This window comes from Vibrio sp. 10N.286.45.E10, assembly GCF_002874195.2.
Lineage (GTDB): Bacteria > Pseudomonadota > Gammaproteobacteria > Enterobacterales > Vibrionaceae > Vibrio > Vibrio crassostreae.
This window is the reverse complement of record NZ_MCWD02000002.1, coordinates 42245-58119: the sequence shown is the minus strand read 5'-3', so window position 1 is coordinate 58119 and position 15875 is coordinate 42245. Positions and strand designations below refer to the sequence as shown.

At 43.1% G+C, this 15875-nt stretch carries 16 protein-coding genes; 11 read left to right on the top strand and 5 right to left on the bottom strand.

All coding sequences use genetic code 11. The annotated features are described in order from the left end of the window. Window positions 1–17: 17 nt before the first annotated feature. The 3 genes from BCU34_RS13425 (at window position 18) to BCU34_RS13415 (ending at window position 2047) form a co-directional block, all read left to right on the top strand. Window positions 18–431, top strand: a complete 414-nt coding sequence (locus BCU34_RS13425; RefSeq protein ID WP_102479339.1) for a nucleotide triphosphate diphosphatase NUDT15 — start codon at window positions 18–20, stop codon at window positions 429–431. 93 nt (window positions 432–524) lie between these two features. Further along, the gene (def, locus tag BCU34_RS13420) at window positions 525–1028 is read left to right on the top strand and encodes a peptide deformylase (RefSeq protein ID WP_102479337.1); all 504 of its coding nucleotides are present in this window, start codon (window positions 525–527) and stop codon (window positions 1026–1028) included. Between the two features lie 254 nt (window positions 1029–1282). Beyond that, window positions 1283–2047, top strand: coding sequence for a hypothetical protein (locus tag BCU34_RS13415; protein ID WP_102479336.1), 765 nt, complete (start codon window positions 1283–1285; stop codon window positions 2045–2047). Between the two features lie 70 nt (window positions 2048–2117). Here BCU34_RS13415 and BCU34_RS13410 read toward each other — a convergent pair whose 3' ends face one another. After that, window positions 2118–2405: a hypothetical protein gene (locus BCU34_RS13410; protein ID WP_102479335.1), complete on the bottom strand. Its 288-nt coding sequence runs from the start codon at window positions 2403–2405 to the stop codon at window positions 2118–2120. Between the two features lie 1162 nt (window positions 2406–3567). Between BCU34_RS13410 and BCU34_RS13405 the strand changes: the two genes are divergently transcribed. The 3 genes from BCU34_RS13405 (at window position 3568) to BCU34_RS13395 (ending at window position 6251) form a co-directional block, all read left to right on the top strand. Further along, window positions 3568–4425, top strand: a complete 858-nt coding sequence (locus tag BCU34_RS13405; RefSeq protein WP_099166413.1) for a tyrosine-type recombinase/integrase — start codon at window positions 3568–3570, stop codon at window positions 4423–4425. Continuing rightward, the gene (locus tag BCU34_RS13400) at window positions 4422–5513 is read left to right on the top strand and encodes a transposase (RefSeq protein WP_102479488.1); all 1092 of its coding nucleotides are present in this window, start codon (window positions 4422–4424) and stop codon (window positions 5511–5513) included. The genes BCU34_RS13405 and BCU34_RS13400 overlap by 4 nt, the downstream gene beginning before the upstream one ends. Window positions 5514–5798: 285 nt before the next feature. Continuing rightward, the gene (locus BCU34_RS13395; RefSeq protein ID WP_029388826.1) at window positions 5799–6251 is read left to right on the top strand and encodes a hypothetical protein; all 453 of its coding nucleotides are present in this window, start codon (window positions 5799–5801) and stop codon (window positions 6249–6251) included. A 266-nt stretch (window positions 6252–6517) separates the two neighbouring features. Here BCU34_RS13395 and BCU34_RS13390 read toward each other — a convergent pair whose 3' ends face one another. Together BCU34_RS13390 and BCU34_RS13385 are read right to left on the bottom strand one after the other, a co-directional pair. After that, window positions 6518–7570 (bottom strand): transposase, encoded by a 1053-nt coding sequence (locus BCU34_RS13390; RefSeq protein ID WP_102478636.1) that lies wholly within the window; start codon window positions 7568–7570, stop codon window positions 6518–6520. Beyond that, entirely contained in the window at window positions 7567–8454 is an 888-nt protein-coding gene (locus BCU34_RS13385; protein WP_102478635.1) for a tyrosine-type recombinase/integrase, read from the bottom strand. The genes BCU34_RS13390 and BCU34_RS13385 overlap by 4 nt, the downstream gene beginning before the upstream one ends. A 234-nt stretch (window positions 8455–8688) precedes the next feature. Here BCU34_RS13385 and BCU34_RS13380 point away from each other — a divergent pair, with 234 nt between their 5' ends. After that, entirely contained in the window at window positions 8689–10449 is a 1761-nt protein-coding gene (locus BCU34_RS13380; RefSeq protein WP_102478291.1) for an ATP-dependent nuclease, read from the top strand. A gap of 30 nt (window positions 10450–10479) precedes the next feature. Here BCU34_RS13380 and BCU34_RS13375 read toward each other — a convergent pair whose 3' ends face one another. After that, window positions 10480–11436: an IS110 family transposase gene (locus tag BCU34_RS13375; protein WP_198592774.1), complete on the bottom strand. Its 957-nt coding sequence runs from the start codon at window positions 11434–11436 to the stop codon at window positions 10480–10482. A gap of 308 nt (window positions 11437–11744) precedes the next feature. On the opposite strand from BCU34_RS13375, the gene BCU34_RS13370 reads away from it, so the two are divergent. From BCU34_RS13370 to BCU34_RS13355, 4 genes are all read left to right on the top strand, one after another. After that, entirely contained in the window at window positions 11745–12263 is a 519-nt protein-coding gene (locus tag BCU34_RS13370; RefSeq protein WP_133146186.1) for a hypothetical protein, read from the top strand. A gap of 222 nt (window positions 12264–12485) precedes the next feature. Then, complete coding sequence (locus BCU34_RS13365) at window positions 12486–12806, top strand: hypothetical protein (RefSeq protein ID WP_102478294.1); 321 nt, start codon at window positions 12486–12488, stop codon at window positions 12804–12806. Window positions 12807–12974: 168 nt separating this feature from the next. Continuing rightward, a complete protein-coding gene (locus BCU34_RS13360; RefSeq protein WP_102478295.1) occupies window positions 12975–13331 on the top strand; it encodes a MerR family transcriptional regulator in 357 nt (118 codons plus the stop codon). A gap of 58 nt (window positions 13332–13389) precedes the next feature. Continuing rightward, window positions 13390–13791, top strand: coding sequence for a carboxymuconolactone decarboxylase family protein (locus tag BCU34_RS13355; RefSeq protein WP_102478296.1), 402 nt, complete (start codon window positions 13390–13392; stop codon window positions 13789–13791). A 662-nt stretch (window positions 13792–14453) separates the two neighbouring features. Here the strand turns inward: BCU34_RS13355 and BCU34_RS13350 are convergent. Then, window positions 14454–15581: an ISAs1 family transposase gene (locus BCU34_RS13350; RefSeq protein WP_102480625.1), complete on the bottom strand. Its 1128-nt coding sequence runs from the start codon at window positions 15579–15581 to the stop codon at window positions 14454–14456. Window positions 15582–15875: the final 294 nt, after the last annotated feature.

Genomic DNA, 15875 nt, shown 5'->3' with positions numbered 1-15875 from the left:
TTTTAAAGGAGTAAAGAGTGAATAATCAAGTACGTGTAGGTGTGGCAGCGGTCATTTTCCGGGAAGGACGCATTCTACTTGGAGAGCGCATAGGCTCACATGGTGCGAATACGTGGGCGACGCCTGGCGGGCACCTTGAACTGGGTGAAAGCATTGAAGAGTGCGCGCAGCGAGAAACCCTTGAAGAGACAGGTTTAGAGGTCGGCTCGTTTAAGAAGCTCGGCTTTACCAACGATATCTTCGAAAAAGAAGGCAAGCACTACGTCACCTTGTATGTTGTCGCGACCAGTTCTCGTGGTGAGCCTCAAGTCATGGAGCCTCATCAGTGTAAGCAGTGGCAATGGTTCGATTTAGATGAACTGCCAGAACCTCTATTCTTACCTTTGGTGAACTTGTTGAAGGAGCCGGTAAACTTTAAGAACTTTGACTAGCCAGAACGCTCATACTTGGTACTCAAGCTATATTGGTTTATCTTTCTCACTCTGTTATAAAATAATGATTAAATTGAAAATTCAAAGGAAAACATGGCAGTTTTAGACATTCTTACCGCACCGGATCCAAGGCTCAAAGTGAAAGCGGAAGAGGTGCAAGATGTATCGACGGTACAAACACTCATCGACGATATGTTAGAAACACTCTATGCCACTGATAATGGTATCGGCTTGGCATCCACTCAGATCGGTCGTAAAGAGGCCGTGGTGGTTATCGATATTTCAGACAGCCGAGACCAACCGTTAATCTTGGTGAACCCGGTCGTCGCAAGTGGCACCAACAAAGCTTTGGGCCAAGAAGGCTGCTTATCAGTGCCTGACTACTATGCGGATGTCGAGCGTTTTACGTCTGTGGCTGTTTCTGCTCTCGATCGAGAAGGGTTGCCAATCACCATTGAAAGCGATGACTTTCTCGCTATCGTCATGCAGCATGAAATTGACCATTTATCGGGTAACCTATTTATTGATTACCTGTCGCCACTAAAGCGTCAAATGGCGATGAAAAAAGTTAAAAAGTACCTAAAATCGCACGCTTAATCCGGCTTATAAACCATTATCTCTTCAAACCCAACGCGTGAATTTCAACACATCAGCGTTGGGTTTTGTCGCTGTCCTTCTCAATTTAGTGTGCCACCCCTTTTATATTATGCGACTTTTCAATAGGTTGGTCCGTTCCCCTAGTAGAAACATGGTTTGCCAAAGCACTAAGCACTAAGCACTTAAGCAATAAACAGCAAGCACCGAAGCTATAAAAAGTAAGTAATAAAGCGATAAGGCAATAAAGGAATATAATGAAGAAAAACCTAGTGGTTGGCGGCACTTTGCTGGGTGTTGTGGCACTCTTTTTCGTTGGTAAAAACAGAGGCGAAGAACTGACCCTTGCCCCTTGTGAAATGGGTGAAAAAGTCGAAACTCCCGTTCACTTCTTTACCGACGCATCGATGAGCGAGTCAAAAATTCAGAAGATGATAGGCTACTCTAATCTTGTTCTTCAAAACTCGTGCATACCAATGGAGAGAACATTATCAGGCATCACGAGAATCGACCTTTCCGGTTTCCAAGATGCGGAAAGTAGCAAGCTGCACAAACAGTTAGTCAAGTTGGTTGGTGACGAGGTGTTGGAACCCATGCAGCGAGAGGGGAGCTACTATGCACTGATTCTTCCTGAAGACCACGAGTTCTCAGACGAAGGAGCCGTGGGTTCGGTTGATCTGAATTTAAGCCGCAGCTTTTTGGTGCTGTCATCTGCAGCAGAGGTAGAGGTACTTGAGCATGAACTGGGTCACTTGGCTTGGGCGTGGCACAACGACACCCCAGACTACTGGCTCAAAGGTATGTTGCTACAAGAAAACCATGATTATATAAAACCTTACTCTTTCGGCGCTTTGTGCCGGGAAGCGGGCACCGTGATGACCTACGCTGAAAAAGTATTGCCCGTGTATTCCTCGCCAAACATTCAATACTACGGAAAAGCATGTGGTGATGCAGAAAAAGCAGACAACGCAAGGCACATGCGAGAGTTTGCTCAGTCACTTACTTTAAATGCCGCCACATAGGCATCTAAAACAATAAAACAATAAATGAATAAATACCGACCCCAGAGGTCGGTATTTTTATGCGTTAGTTCTAATTAGAGCCACACTCCAACATAAAGCCATCTTCAGTGCGGCGTAAAGTGATCGTCGTGCTGGCCTCTAATTCCCCCTCCGGTAAATAAACCGCGCAGTTTTCGAACCCAGCAGAGTTAGTTGAATTGATCGTTTCATATACCTCTTCTGAGCTGTCTACATTTTCACCTGCGTAAACAATAACGTTATCGATTTGGGCAAGCATCTGGTCGGAATTTTGTGCTGCTTTGGCGTGAGCGAAAACAGAAAGAGAACCAAAAGCAAGAAACAGTAAAGCCTTTTTCATTTTATACCTCATAAGAGTTTAGGGTTGGTGTTGAGGGGCTAATATATATCGGAATGTTTGCAGATCAATAAAAAATTATCGATTAACAATAATTTTTTATTGTTTTGTTTGTGTTGTACCATGCAAAAAAACGGTGAAAGCCTCCGGTTTTATTGGGCTGTTCGCTCCTAACTAGCCCTTTACTCGGTTGTGAAATTTTTTAGTGCCTGCGTTCTCGCTCCGTCATTTTTTGACGCAGCAAACCGCTTGATGACTTTTGATGTATCCGTTCTGTGGGGGGAATTCGCTGGTGGTGGGGGACGATTGGCTAAACGTGTGGAGTCGTCGATCAAGATAGATTCACAACACATGGTATTTAGTGCTGAATCTGTGCGGCTCATAACGTGAGTAGTTGAGTGGATAGTTCACCTCAACACGCGTTGCACCTTTCTAGCATTAATCGTGATGACAAAAATTATCAGTGCACAAAAGGCTTCATGGCTACGGAGTTTTAGGTATAGAATTCAGGAAGATAAAGACCATTAAATTTACAAGGATAAATACTAAGCTCTGCCAGCGTGTTGAAAGCTGCGATGTAACGCCATAGAAAACCTAAGCCAAGTGGACGAGTAACAAGACTTTGTGAGCCACCAAAAATGAACCGTTACACGCGGCGTTAAAGTGTTAGAAATATCAATAAGGTAATTCGGTTTTGAGTATGAAATACTGATTGATTAAACGATCAGTTTTACATACCATCTCTCGAAAAATGAATGTCGTTCTGTAAATTTATCAGCAAGAGACTCGCCGAGACTGCGGCTTAATCATCATGCTACCAACAGTTCTGGAACCAAAATGCTAAGACGGCGGGGAAGAAATCAACCTGCAAGATGACGACTCACTCACACATTGCGCCATTTTCTGTATTTTGCCGAAACTATGTCGAAAATGTCTGTGTTTCATCATGTTCGCTTCAGAAGCAAGCAGATAAGGTATTGTTATTAAATTAGTTATTAGATAGAGCCTGAACGACTCAAATTACTAGACAGAATTGTGTCAGGGACAAAATGCAGAATTATTCTGTCTAATATAGCTGTTGAACTAAGCCGCTTCGCGGAGGACTTTCCTCTCACCTATCCGATAGACGAAACTTATGATGTATCCATAGATTAAGGAATACATCATGAGCCCATTAAGACAACAACTTATCGATGAAATGGCGGTTCGCCGTTTTTCTCCGAAAACCCATGCAAGCTATTTACGTTGGGTTAAAGATCTATCTACTACTTACGATCTGTCCCCTGATTTACTCACCGATCAACAGATTAGTGCTTATTTACGTACGCTCACCACAGAGCGGAGCTTAAGTAGTAGTACTTGTGCTCAAGCTTTGAATGCTATCTTGTTCTTTTATCGTGCCGTTTTGAATAGAGAATTTGAAGAGCGACTGGTTCCCCCGATTAAACGTGCCAGTAAAATACCGGAGCTGCTTAATCGCGAGGAAGTAAGAAGTATCATTAGTCATTGTCGAAGTCTTAAATATCAGACCGCACTTGAAATGTGTTACGGGTGTGGCCTACGTGTCAGTGAGGTCGTCGGCTTGTACGTGAAAGACATCGATGGTACGGCGAAACGACTGCACATTCATTGTGGTAAAGGTAAAAAAGATCGCTTTGTTCCACTGGGTGATAGCCAACTGAATCATCTTCGAAATTACTGGCGTCATTATCACCCAACCGTAGTGCTGTTTCCCAGCCTAGAGCCCGAAAAGCCATTGGGTATTAGCTCTTTGCAGAAGTGCTTCAAAGCAGCAAAAGTTGAGGCAAACGTCAGAAAATTAGGAGGAATACACGCCTTGAGGCACGCTTATGCGACTCATCAGCTCGAATCGGGCATGCCTTTGAATGTTCTGCAGCGTTACCTCGGACATTCGAATATCAAAACGACATTGAGGTACACCCATTGGATAGGTCATCACAACGAAAGCTCGGACGGAAGTAAGTTCGACTTAGTTGCTCAACTATGGGAGGAGAGCGAATGAACGCATTATCTCCTTACCAAGCCGTATTAACACAAGGTTTAGAAGAGCTTGATAAAAGCAAAGTCACACCGAGACAGTGGCAAGTGCTTAACCATTTAAGAGACTGCCGAACGGAGCGTATGGGCAGTTACGACTGGCGTTGTCAGCAATGTGGTCATGAAACTCGTTGGAACTGCTCTTGTCGAGATCGTCATTGCCCCAATTGCCAAGAGCAGATGAGACAGCAATGGCTAACAAAGCGAAGCCAAGATATTTTACCTGTGGCCTACCATCATATGGTTTTTACCTTACCTCACGAGTTCAATGCTCTGGTTAAAGCGCATCCTAAGGTGGTTTATCAATGCTTGTTTCATTCAGTGTGGGCAACATTATGCGCGTTTGCTAATGAGCGGCATCACCTTGTCGGTCAACTTGGAGCATTAATGGTTCTTCACACTTGGGGAAGAAATCTGAGTCAACATACTCATATTCATTGCCTACTACCGAGTGGGGTGCTTACAAAAGATCGGCAATGGCAACCGACAAGAAAAGAGAGTTACCTGCTTCCGGTTAAAGCCTTATCCGTTCGTTTTAAGAAAGAGATGTTATGTCGAGTAAGCGAGTTGATAGCAACGCACAGTAATTTATTAGAGGAAGCCGCTAGTAAGAGATGGGTTGTGTACAGTAAACCTGTACTCCACGAGCCTACAGCGGTAGTGGGTTATCTATCTCGGTATTGCAATCGTATCGGGTTAAATCCCAACCAATTAAGTTATAACGTGGATGGCCGTATCACGATGAGTTACAAAGACTACCGAACCAATGGGACGCAAAGAATGTGTTGTAATGCGGGCGAGTTACTTCGACGCTTACTTTTACATGTGTTGCCTAAAGGGCTAATGCGAATACGCTACTATGGCTTTTTAGCTAATGCTGTACGGGTAAAAGCGATAGCGGAAATTAGGCAAAGCTTACGAAAGCGACCCGCAGAGAAATCGGAAGTGCTGAAAGAGAAACCTTGTTGTCCGAACTGCCATAGCAACAGCATGGTACTCGTGTGCATCAATATTAGACCTAGGATAGTCGTTTCAGAGTACCAACTGACCTAGTTGTCTGATTATAATGAATAAAATTATCGTTGTGTTATGGCGAGAGAGGGGCATTGTTCGCTTTTAAAAAGATTATGCAACGGGTATAGTCGCTGTAGATAAATTGGCGGCTAGAAGTGGAAAATGGACGGCTGACGGGGTACCGGTCTTAATGATAAGAGTGGAACGCAAGTCAGTCCTAAAAAGCAAATTCCATAGATAGAAGCAGCCAAGTCCAACAGGTATTTATCCATTGTGCTACGACAACGGATAAATACTTAAGCGTTAGAAGTTTTAGGAATAAATATGGGACGCAGGAGAGAACTAGGTAGTATTGCAAGCGGCATTATTGGCTCGTTTCGGAGTAGAAACAATGATATCGATGGTTATTGGGGTATCGGTAAGCTTTACCTTTTCGTAGACCACCTTCAAAGTAAGTGTGTTTCAATAGACCTTTGTTCCCAACAGATTGCTCCATATTACCCGCACTTTGATCTCATGACTGAACGCTATTCAAAGATGTTTAAAAGGTTGCTTGTAAAACGTTCAATTCCGTTTGAATGGGTTAGCTCAGCATACGTTTACGTTGAATTTGAAGTAGATTATGAGGATCGTCATCATAATTGGCGGAGTGCATTGGGAAATCCGTGCAATCTAGTTTGTGTCGTCGTAGATGATAATGGCAAAAGTCATGTCGCTCGTGCGTATACAAACTGTTTCCCACATGACGCGAAAAGGGAAAGTCGGAGCACTAGGTGAGCAAACTTCTAACAAATAAGGATTAAGGTGTTGCGCAGCCAACACTAAATCCCGAGTGTTGAACAAGCCCGAAGCCACTTTATTAAGTGAATTGTACGATTGAACTTGAAGGGCGCACCGCTTTGAGGCTTTTCTCAAGGCGAGTGAGGTCAAGATAAGGTTGCGATAGCAATCTTATCAACCAGTTAGCTATTTTTCGTTTCTTTCGTCGTCACATCTCCTCTGATTTCGTCAATGCCATTCTCCTTATTATCAATGCCTTTCGGCTACATGGGTCGGCTTACTCCAACGCACGCCATCTGATGCTGACAGCAAGGGCAGGTTCTTATCGCTTTGCTCCTTATCGGTGCGGTGAGTGGCGGCATCCTATAGAGGAGGTTCAACAGCAGCAGTTGAATGCGGGTTCTTAAGGCGTGTGCTTGACCGCGCAAAAAACCGTAGTCTCTTACTCGCTGTAACCCTTTGGGCAGCACGTGTTGCAAAATGAGCAACAAGAACTTGAGGGTGGGTAAGGTGCGCGTTTGCCATGTTTTAGTCTGACTGTTTTTATAGCGGAAGGTGACCGTGTCATCGGTGATATGGATGATGTCTTCATCAGGCAGAACACCGCGATAGAGGTAGCGAGACAAATAATTGAGCGCAGCCTGACCGTACCCCACTTGTCTGCAATCGACCACCCATTCCTTGGGTATACCATTGGGAAGCCACAGCATAGGATGCTGATTAATGGCATCCAGCATTCTTGCTCGCCATACTTTGGCCAAAGCAAACGCGTTGAAAAGGTAATGCTTGTTGCCTTTGTGCCACGTTTGCCTCGACGCGTCGTATTGGCCTGCCGCCACGATAATGTGCAGATGTGGGTGCAAGTTTCGTTGTCGACTGTGAGTATGCAACACGGCGGTAAAACCAAGTTCACCTTGCCGTTGTCGGTTGGCAAAATCCTTTAATACCCCCGATGCCACCTTAAACATACCGTTATATATCGCTTTAGGTTGATGCCTCGCTAAGGCTCTTAATTGATACGGTAAAGTGAAAGTCACCATGAAATAGTGAACAGGTAACCGCTTTTGCTGCTGACGTTGAAGCCAGTCAGAAGTGGTGCGTTGTTGGCATTGAGGGCAATGACGATGACCACAAGAAAGCGGTAATCGGTCATCGTGATGACAGTGACTGCAGAACCATTGTGAGCGACCTTGTTGCTCTGTTTTACAACGGAGCATCGCCCCAATGGCTCGATGCATATCGCCATTCATCTGCGCATAATAGTGACGTTTAAGCGCAGAGTGATGTTGACGAAGCAGTTCAATAAAGGTACTCATGTAATGCTCCACGTTAAGTCTAGAGCATCAGTTAAATGGTTGATGGCCATCGCAGCATCGCGTTGTTTTAGCGTAGTCATTCGAGTGTAACGGGCAGTGGTGTTGAGGCTTGCATGACCCAGTAGCGTTTGCAGTGAACGCAGGTCTAACCCTTGCTCAAGTAAGTGCGTCGCGAAGCAATGTCTAAGTGAGTGGGGGCTGGCGTGTTTTTGGATCCCGCACTCTTTGAGCACAAGTTTCATGGTTTTTTGAATACCGCCACGATCCATGAGGGTGTCGCGACAGGTACCAAGGCCAGGAAATAAGTAGTAAGGGTGCTTATGGGTAAGCCAATGTACGCGAAGAGCTTTAAGCGTTCGCAGCGGAAGCGGCACCATTCGGTCTTTTCCGCCTTTTCCTTCCCGTATGTGAACGCGCATTGTTTGGCTGTCGATATCATGAACCGTTAGGTTCAGTCCTTCACCAAGGCGCAACCCCATGCTGTACAGAGTAAGAAAAAACACCTGATAACGTGTCTGTCGAGTGTGGCTAATCAGTGAGCTGACTTGTTGCGGTGTCAGTATGTCGGGCAGTCGTTTTACTTGTGGCGGCTTGACGATATTGAGCCATTCCCACTGTTTATCGAGCGTGTAGCGATAGAAAAACTGCAAGCCATTACGATCGAGTTTTATGGTGCTCCACGAGTGGGTTTGAATAAGAGACGCGAAGAACTGTTTGAGGTCGGCAGTGGTTAACGTATCGGGTACGCGATCGAAATGAGCGGTGATCCGACGAACTGCACGGGAATAGGCATCGATCGTCGCAGGTCGTTTACCTTGCAGCTTTAGGTTGGTAAGGTGTTGTTCATAAAGGGTGTTGTAGCGTTTTAAGTCATCGGGTTTCATGGGGTTACTCCTGTGAACGACCATCAGGGTGATGGTGTTACAAGAGTATGGTTTGCACTCGTTTTACTCTGCCGCGTAGCGGCTTCGTTCAACAAATTGTTCAAGAGGGATTCGCAACGCGTGGCATTTTTACTATGCGTTGGTTTTAGTGTTTAAGGTGGTATGCGGCGGCTTCTTTATTGCGTTGCTCACCCCTTAACAAGGCGTTATATTTTTTCAACTTTTGAGGTAATAATGAAAATAAGTGAAATACAAATATCAAATTGGCGTTCGATCAAAGATGTTAGCATTAGTTTTCAAGACTTGATGATTCTCATTGGTCAAAATAATCACGGCAAGTCGAATGTTTTAAATGCAATCCTATTCTTCTTTGGTGAGATAAAGCCTCAAGATTTGGACTTCAATGATGGCTCAGATGAACTTTATGTGGAAGTGACTTTTGATGACTTGGTTGCAAGCGAACTATCTACATTTACAAAGTATGTGACCGCAGACCAAAAAATCAAAGTTAGAAGAACTGCAACAAAAGGTGGCTCGTTAACCTACCAAGGTTACACACAGTCACCAGTCTTTGAGTGGTTAAAGGATGAAAATGCTTCTTCATATACGACGCGCAGCGTTGCCGAAGGGCTGGAGTTTTATGATTTACTCCCTCCAAGTGGAAGAATTACTAAAGCTAATATACAAGACGCTCAAGCACAGTACATAGAAGCAAATCAGGCAGATTTAGAGTTCAACTATGAATTAGAATCTACTAACTTTATGGGTGCTAAGAATGTTGCAAAAGGCATATTTGGAGACGTTTTCTATATACCTGCAGTAAAAGTTGCATCAGATGATTACTCAAACAATAGCAGTAGTCTATTTAGCAAACTATACGGTAGGATCATTTCTGATATTTCAGCTAATAGTGCTGGGTGGGTTGAGGCTAAGGAAACCGTTGCTTCATTGTTTAGTTTACTAAATAAACAGGATACCGATGGTAATCCAAATACTCAGAGACCAACGCAGTTAGGAGAATTTGAAACCAAGCTAAATGAACAATTGGCTAGCTGGGGTTCTGAAGTAGAATTAGAAGTATTGCCACCAAACGTAGAAGATGTCTTCAAAGCAAACACTCAGGTCTGGGTTAATGATGGTTGCAAGACGGACGTTTCGAGAAAGGGTAATGGTTTACAGAGAGCTTTAAGTTTCGCACTGATTAAGACGTTAGCCGATATCTTGAGAAATGAACAAGAGAACGCTGAAACAACTGGGCGTTCTTCTTCGCAGTCGATGTTCTTTATCCTTGAAGAACCAGAACTCTATTTGCACCCACAGGCGCAGAGAGCGCTGTTAGAATCACTAACCTTATTGTCTAACTCAACAGGAGTGCAGGTTGTTCTTTGCACACATTCTGCTTCGCTAATAGATCTAAGCAAATACAAATCGATTTGTATTATACGTAAAGAAAACGTGGAAGTCGGCTCTAAGGCATGCCAATGCGAAGAGGAATTATTCATTGGCAATGGTAAAAAAGATTTCAATCTTAGCTACTGGATAAACCCGGATCGTAGTGAGTTGTTTTTTGCAAAGAAAGTCATTCTCGCTGAAGGCGCAACTGAAAAGACGGTAATTCCATTTGTTGCTCAAACTTTGGGTTGTTTTAAACATGATTATTCGGTTATCGATTGTGGTTCTAAGAACAACATTCCAATGTACTGTAACTTATTGAATAAGTTTAAAATTCCGTATATTGCAGTCTATGATATTGACCATCAGGCTCATAAAGATGCTAATGCAAGAGCAACGTCAGATGCTGCTTCTCAAGCAATTGAAGATGCAATTAATGTTACTTATGGCTCCTCAGTAACATTTGTAAATGATATTGAAGAAGAACTAGGTATGCCTAGAGGTTTTGGCGGTAAGCCTTATGCTGCATTAGAGCATATATCAGCTGAAACATATTCACTTCCAGACCAAATTAGAGATAAGGTCATTAATATATACGAATAAAAATATAACAAACGACTATGGCGTCAATGATTAATTTTTGGCTGTGTTTTCATCCCACATGGCGCCATCTCTGAGCATAGAGTTAAGTGTCACTACCATCTTTCGTACGCACGCGATTATTGCGACTTTTTTAGGTTTCCCAGCAGCTAAAAGTCGAGCATAAGTCGCTTTGAATATGGGGTTACATTGCATGGCTGACATCATCGCCATGTATAAAACGGTTCGTACTTGCGCTCGACCGCCTTGGATTACGCGCTTACCTTTGTAGCGACCACTTTCACGTGTTATTGGAGCGACGCCAATCAGTGATGCTGCTTGTTTATTCGTGATGTAACCAAGTTCAGGTACGTTGCTAATTATTGATGCAGCGGCAATGTTTCCTATTCCTGGGACGCTTTGCAATATTGTGTTTTTAGCTTGGTATTCAGGGCTATCTTCAATGAGTTTAACGAGCTTTTCTTCTAACTTGGTGATTTGATTTTTTATCGTGGTTAGCATTGGTTTGATAGTCGGATGGAGAGAGGCGGGAAGTATCTGGATTCGGTTCTTTTCCATGGTTTGTATGGATAACAACTGGTTTCGGCGAATGACGAAGTCACTCATTAGGCGTATGTTTTTTGGCTTTATGACAGTAAGAGCTGGTTTGATTGCTTCTCCATAGTGAGCGATCAATTCTGCATCTAAACGATCATTTTTGGCTCTGCGGCCAATAGCACCAGCGAATCGTTTTATGTGGATAGGGTTTGCTCTGACAATAGGTAATTGAGCCTCTGCACATGCAAGAACAAAAGGCATTTCTAATCGGCCTGTAGCTTCAATAACGATTCGTTCAGGACTGTGACTCTTAATCGTTTTGAGTGCTTTTTTGATGCCTTTATCATTGTTCTCTACTGAGAAAAATAGGTCTAGTGGCCTGATGTGGATGTCTAATTGTGTTTTGCCGGTATCAACTCCAACGTTGATGCTTTGATTGATTTTGGTATTCATAATAAGCTAACTCATGCTTGCGTAATGCGGGTTCGAGACCCAGTCGACTATTCGAGGTTTATGCTTGAAGTCCTATGTAGCGTTCATGTTTGTTATCGGTCTCTCGATAGAGGAGCCAGCGTTTAAACGAACTACTACATAGAAAGCTTTAGTTGCAGCTAAAGCCTGGGTCTCACATTACCCGATTGGAGTGCTTATTATCCATACAAAGCATTTAAGAGTGATTCGCAACGCTTGGCAGTTTCGCTTCGCTCAAGTATAGCCAAGCGCCGCTCACACCTTAATGCGGCGTTGAAACCGAGGGAACTATGGACATTAATGAATTTGCAGGGGTGCTTAGAAATCCTAAAGCAATGGTTAGCTATGGCTCTTTCTATAGCCAAATGTTCCCTAATGGACAATTTGTTTTCTCGAAGAAAGAGAAAGCAAAAATCCGAAGTTTTTATGAATCAGTACATGCATTACCGCCAACCAGACGAGTGAATTTTAAAGCGTTAGGCGAATTGCAGGCTTTAATCGATAGCCTGGATTTTATGGAAGCAGCGAAAAAGAAAGCACAGAAGACTAAGCGCAAACATACACGAAAACCAAAACGTAAAAAGCGACTGCCACTTCAGAAACCAACGCTCAAAGAAGTCATAGAATCTAGGAAAAACTTACCAACTATAGGTCTTGGTCTTGAGCCTGTTACAGTGATACCAAAAGTTAAGTCTGAGGAAGTCGTTGTTGATTCGCATACAACTCAGACAGGCTTGCATGAAAAGCATATTCTATATGCTGCTGGTTGGTCTATGAAAGAAACAGAGAGTGACGATACTGTTTCATAACAATCTGTTTAAATTGACTCGTAATACGTGGCACCTATGCCGAGAGTTAAGTTAAGTGATTTAGGTGGTATGCGTCGGCATCGATATTGCGTTACTCAAACCTTAATTCTTCGTGAGTAACGCAATTTGTGGTTTGTGTCATAGGTTGCATAGTCTGGCTAAGTATATGTTTATCATCATGATAAGGTAACTTGTATACATCAAACTACGGGCAACCTTATTATGAAAAAAGTTCTATTAGCACTTACTTTTGCTTTGTCAGCAACATCATTCAACTCATCGGCTGCATTTGGGCTAAGTGATTTAAAGCAAGACAATATCTGTCATTTTGCTAACGGTGATGAAGCGAATGCTAAATGTAAAGATGGTGATGTAGCCATGTGGACACCAAATTCATTTGGTAACGAACAGCTACCAATTTTGTATATCTCACTGTTTTGCGATTTTGAAGCTCCAATTACTCATACCGTGGGCGGTGTTTCTTGTATTTTTACCACCAAGCGTAAAGCTCAATGGAGTGATTTTGGTATAACAGTTAAGTAACAAAGCGTTATAACTCGCATTAAAAAGTAGAACCCAACGGCAGCATGCTATCGTTGGGTTTTGTGTTTTTAGACTGGCGCTTTCTTTGATGATGATTTCTGGTTTGGAGGTGAGTATTCTTTACCAAAACAACGTATTCGCGTATTAGGCTATTAAGGAAATAAAACCATGAACATGAAGGCGTTTTCTAGCTTGGTGGGTTTGTCGGCTCATACGCTTAGATACTATGAAAAAATCGGTTTGCTTAAAAATGTTCAGCGTAATAGCAGTGGGCACCGAGTGTATACCAGGAAAGACGTAAAGTGGCTTGAGTTTGTCATTCGCCTAAAAGAAACGGCCATGCCACTCGAAGAGATATTGGAATACGCTCGATTAAGGGAGCAGGGCAGCAGTACGGTACTTGAACGTCAAGCTTTGCTAGAACGGCACCAACAGAGTTTAAAAGCGCATATTGCGCAGCAGCAATCTCATCTTTCCGCTCTGGAAGACAAAATTGACCTGTATAAAGATGGAAAAGTGCGTTGACTTAGAGTGAACTCTAACTTGTATGCTGCGCTCCTATTCAATACATAGGAGCAACACAATGAACACGTCACGTTTTGAAAAAGGGCTAGAACTGCTCAAACAGATTGATGGTGAAGCTGGTCAAAATGTTATCGAAAGCCTGCAAGATATTTGCCCCGATTTAGCCAAATACACCATCGAGTATCCTTTTGGTGATATCTATGCTCGCAAAGGCTTGGATTTGAAATCTCGCGAGATTGCGACGGTGGCAGCGTTAACCGCACTAGGCACCTGCGCCCCGCAACTTAAAGTGCATTTGAATGCGGCGCTTAATGTGGGTTGCAGTGAAGAAGAGATCAAAGAGGTGATCATTCAGATGTCTGTGTACGCTGGTTTTCCTGCTGCGCTGAATGGGATGTTCGCATTCAAAGAAGTGCTCGCTGAACGAACGGCTAAACACGACAGTGAACCTGATGCTTAACGCTTGGCGCTCCATCACTTGGCACTTAACACTTAGCACTTAACATCAGTGCAAAGTGGTGTTTTCATGAAGGTCATTTTAAAGGGCGCCAGTAACGGCGCCCTTTGTGTTAGTTGGTAACGCTGTAAGTGTCGTGGCCGCGTAGTAAGAAGAGTGCAGTACGCTGTGAGAGGCGGTTTTCGGCTTGCCTTTTTAACCGTTGGGTAAAATAAATACAGAACAAGCATAAAAAACACAGGCGTGACGCTCGGTTTTTAATGGAAGACATTGAAGTCATAGAGAGATAATTAAATTTTTAATTGAATAATTCAGTTGGAAATAGAATTAATACTCTAAATAATACCGTTTTATACATGACTCTTTCCCATGAATAAATTGTGACTTTAATTCAAAATAAAAATAAAACCCAACTTGGAGTTGTTACTGTTATTTTAATTTAAACGTCATATTAAAAGTTGGTATTTAGATGGGAGTTAATGATCCATGAACCTTTTTTAGCGAAATAGACTTCATGGTTCGTATGAGAGTTATTCTTTCTATAGGTGCTTTTAGATGAGTGGTTTTCATTTAAGTGATTGTTATATATTGATTTGTATGTGATTTTTTTGTCTGTTAGTTATGCCGCCAAGACCCTTTCTTATCCAGGGCGTCCGCATGAATGGTTAAGATTTAGCCATCGATGTAAATCCAGCCATAAGAACTTGTTCCAAGTAGGCAGGCTTCATCATACACCGCTTCTGTTTCATCGGTACGCTAATCTTGGTTGACTCAGCTCTGAGCATGTTCAGTGCCATATGTCTTAATCCCGCCATGTTTTCAGCAGCATTTTCTCTATAAATCTGACAAGCATCTTCACCCATACTGACATCTAAAATCCAATGCATGGATTCAATGCCCCAGTGGGCACGGATAGCCTCTCTTGCCTGCTCTGAGGTCAGTTCTGCTGAACTAATGTAGTAACGATACTCCAACTCTGGAGCCTTGCCTTTTGTTGCTCGGTAGTTTTCGACCATCACAATACTGGTTAACCTATCCCAAGTGGAGAAGTCACCCTCCAACTCACGAGCACTCAGGATATGACAAGTACGCGCTTCAATCCGGCCCTTCTGCTTCTCAACTTGATACCTATCCCAGTCAATCGGATCTCGCCGGCGTGAGGAGAAGGCGGACTGAATCGAGGCCGCTAACTTGCCTTGATTACCCTTAACCGATAATAAGTAATCACCGCCTTTGCTCGTGATAGCCTTTGCTATCTTAGTCTGGCAGGCCATCGCATCAATCGTCACGATAGCACCTCGTAAGTCGAGCATCTGGAGGAGTGCAGGTATCGCTGTGATTTCATTACTCTTAGCATCGGTTTTTAGCTGACCTAATACGAGTTGATTAGCACAGGAATAAGCACTCACCATGTGAATGGTGCTTTGCCTGTCGTTTCTGTCATAGGAACCCCGTAAAGTTTTGCCGTCAATGGCTACCACTTCACCACCAGTTAACTTGTGCACTGCTTTCATCCAGGCTAGAAAGCAATCTCGGAACTCTGCCGGGTCGATGTTTGAAATCAGACGAGCAAAGGTATCATCAACCGGCACACCTTTTTCGAATAAACCATGTTTAAGAAACCATTCATGGTGTCCGAGAACATACTCGCGAATATCAGTCCAGCCTTGACCTCCGGCTATTACGGCACAAATTGAACCAAATAAAATGTCGAACAGAGGATAGTCTACTTTTGCGCTTTGTCGTTCGTCTCGAATGATGCTGAAATACGTTTTGATGGTATCTAAATTCATGGGTGCTCCTCAAAAGAGGAGAATAAGATCACAACCAACCCATCAGGTCAACGTTAGTCAACCATTGGGCGAAAAATGTTCATGATCTTGCCCTGCTTTCTTATCCAGGTTAATTTAATTGTTTTTACCTTTTCTAAATTAGTCCAACCTAATTTAGTTCATTCTAAGTGGGCGGTTTAAAGGGGCCTTACATAATTGTATTTTCCGAAATTTTGGGCTTCATCTCATAATTAAATAAATTTTGACATTTATTCAATAAGTAAAAGTTTAATTCCTTGTTGGTTAATTTCTTGT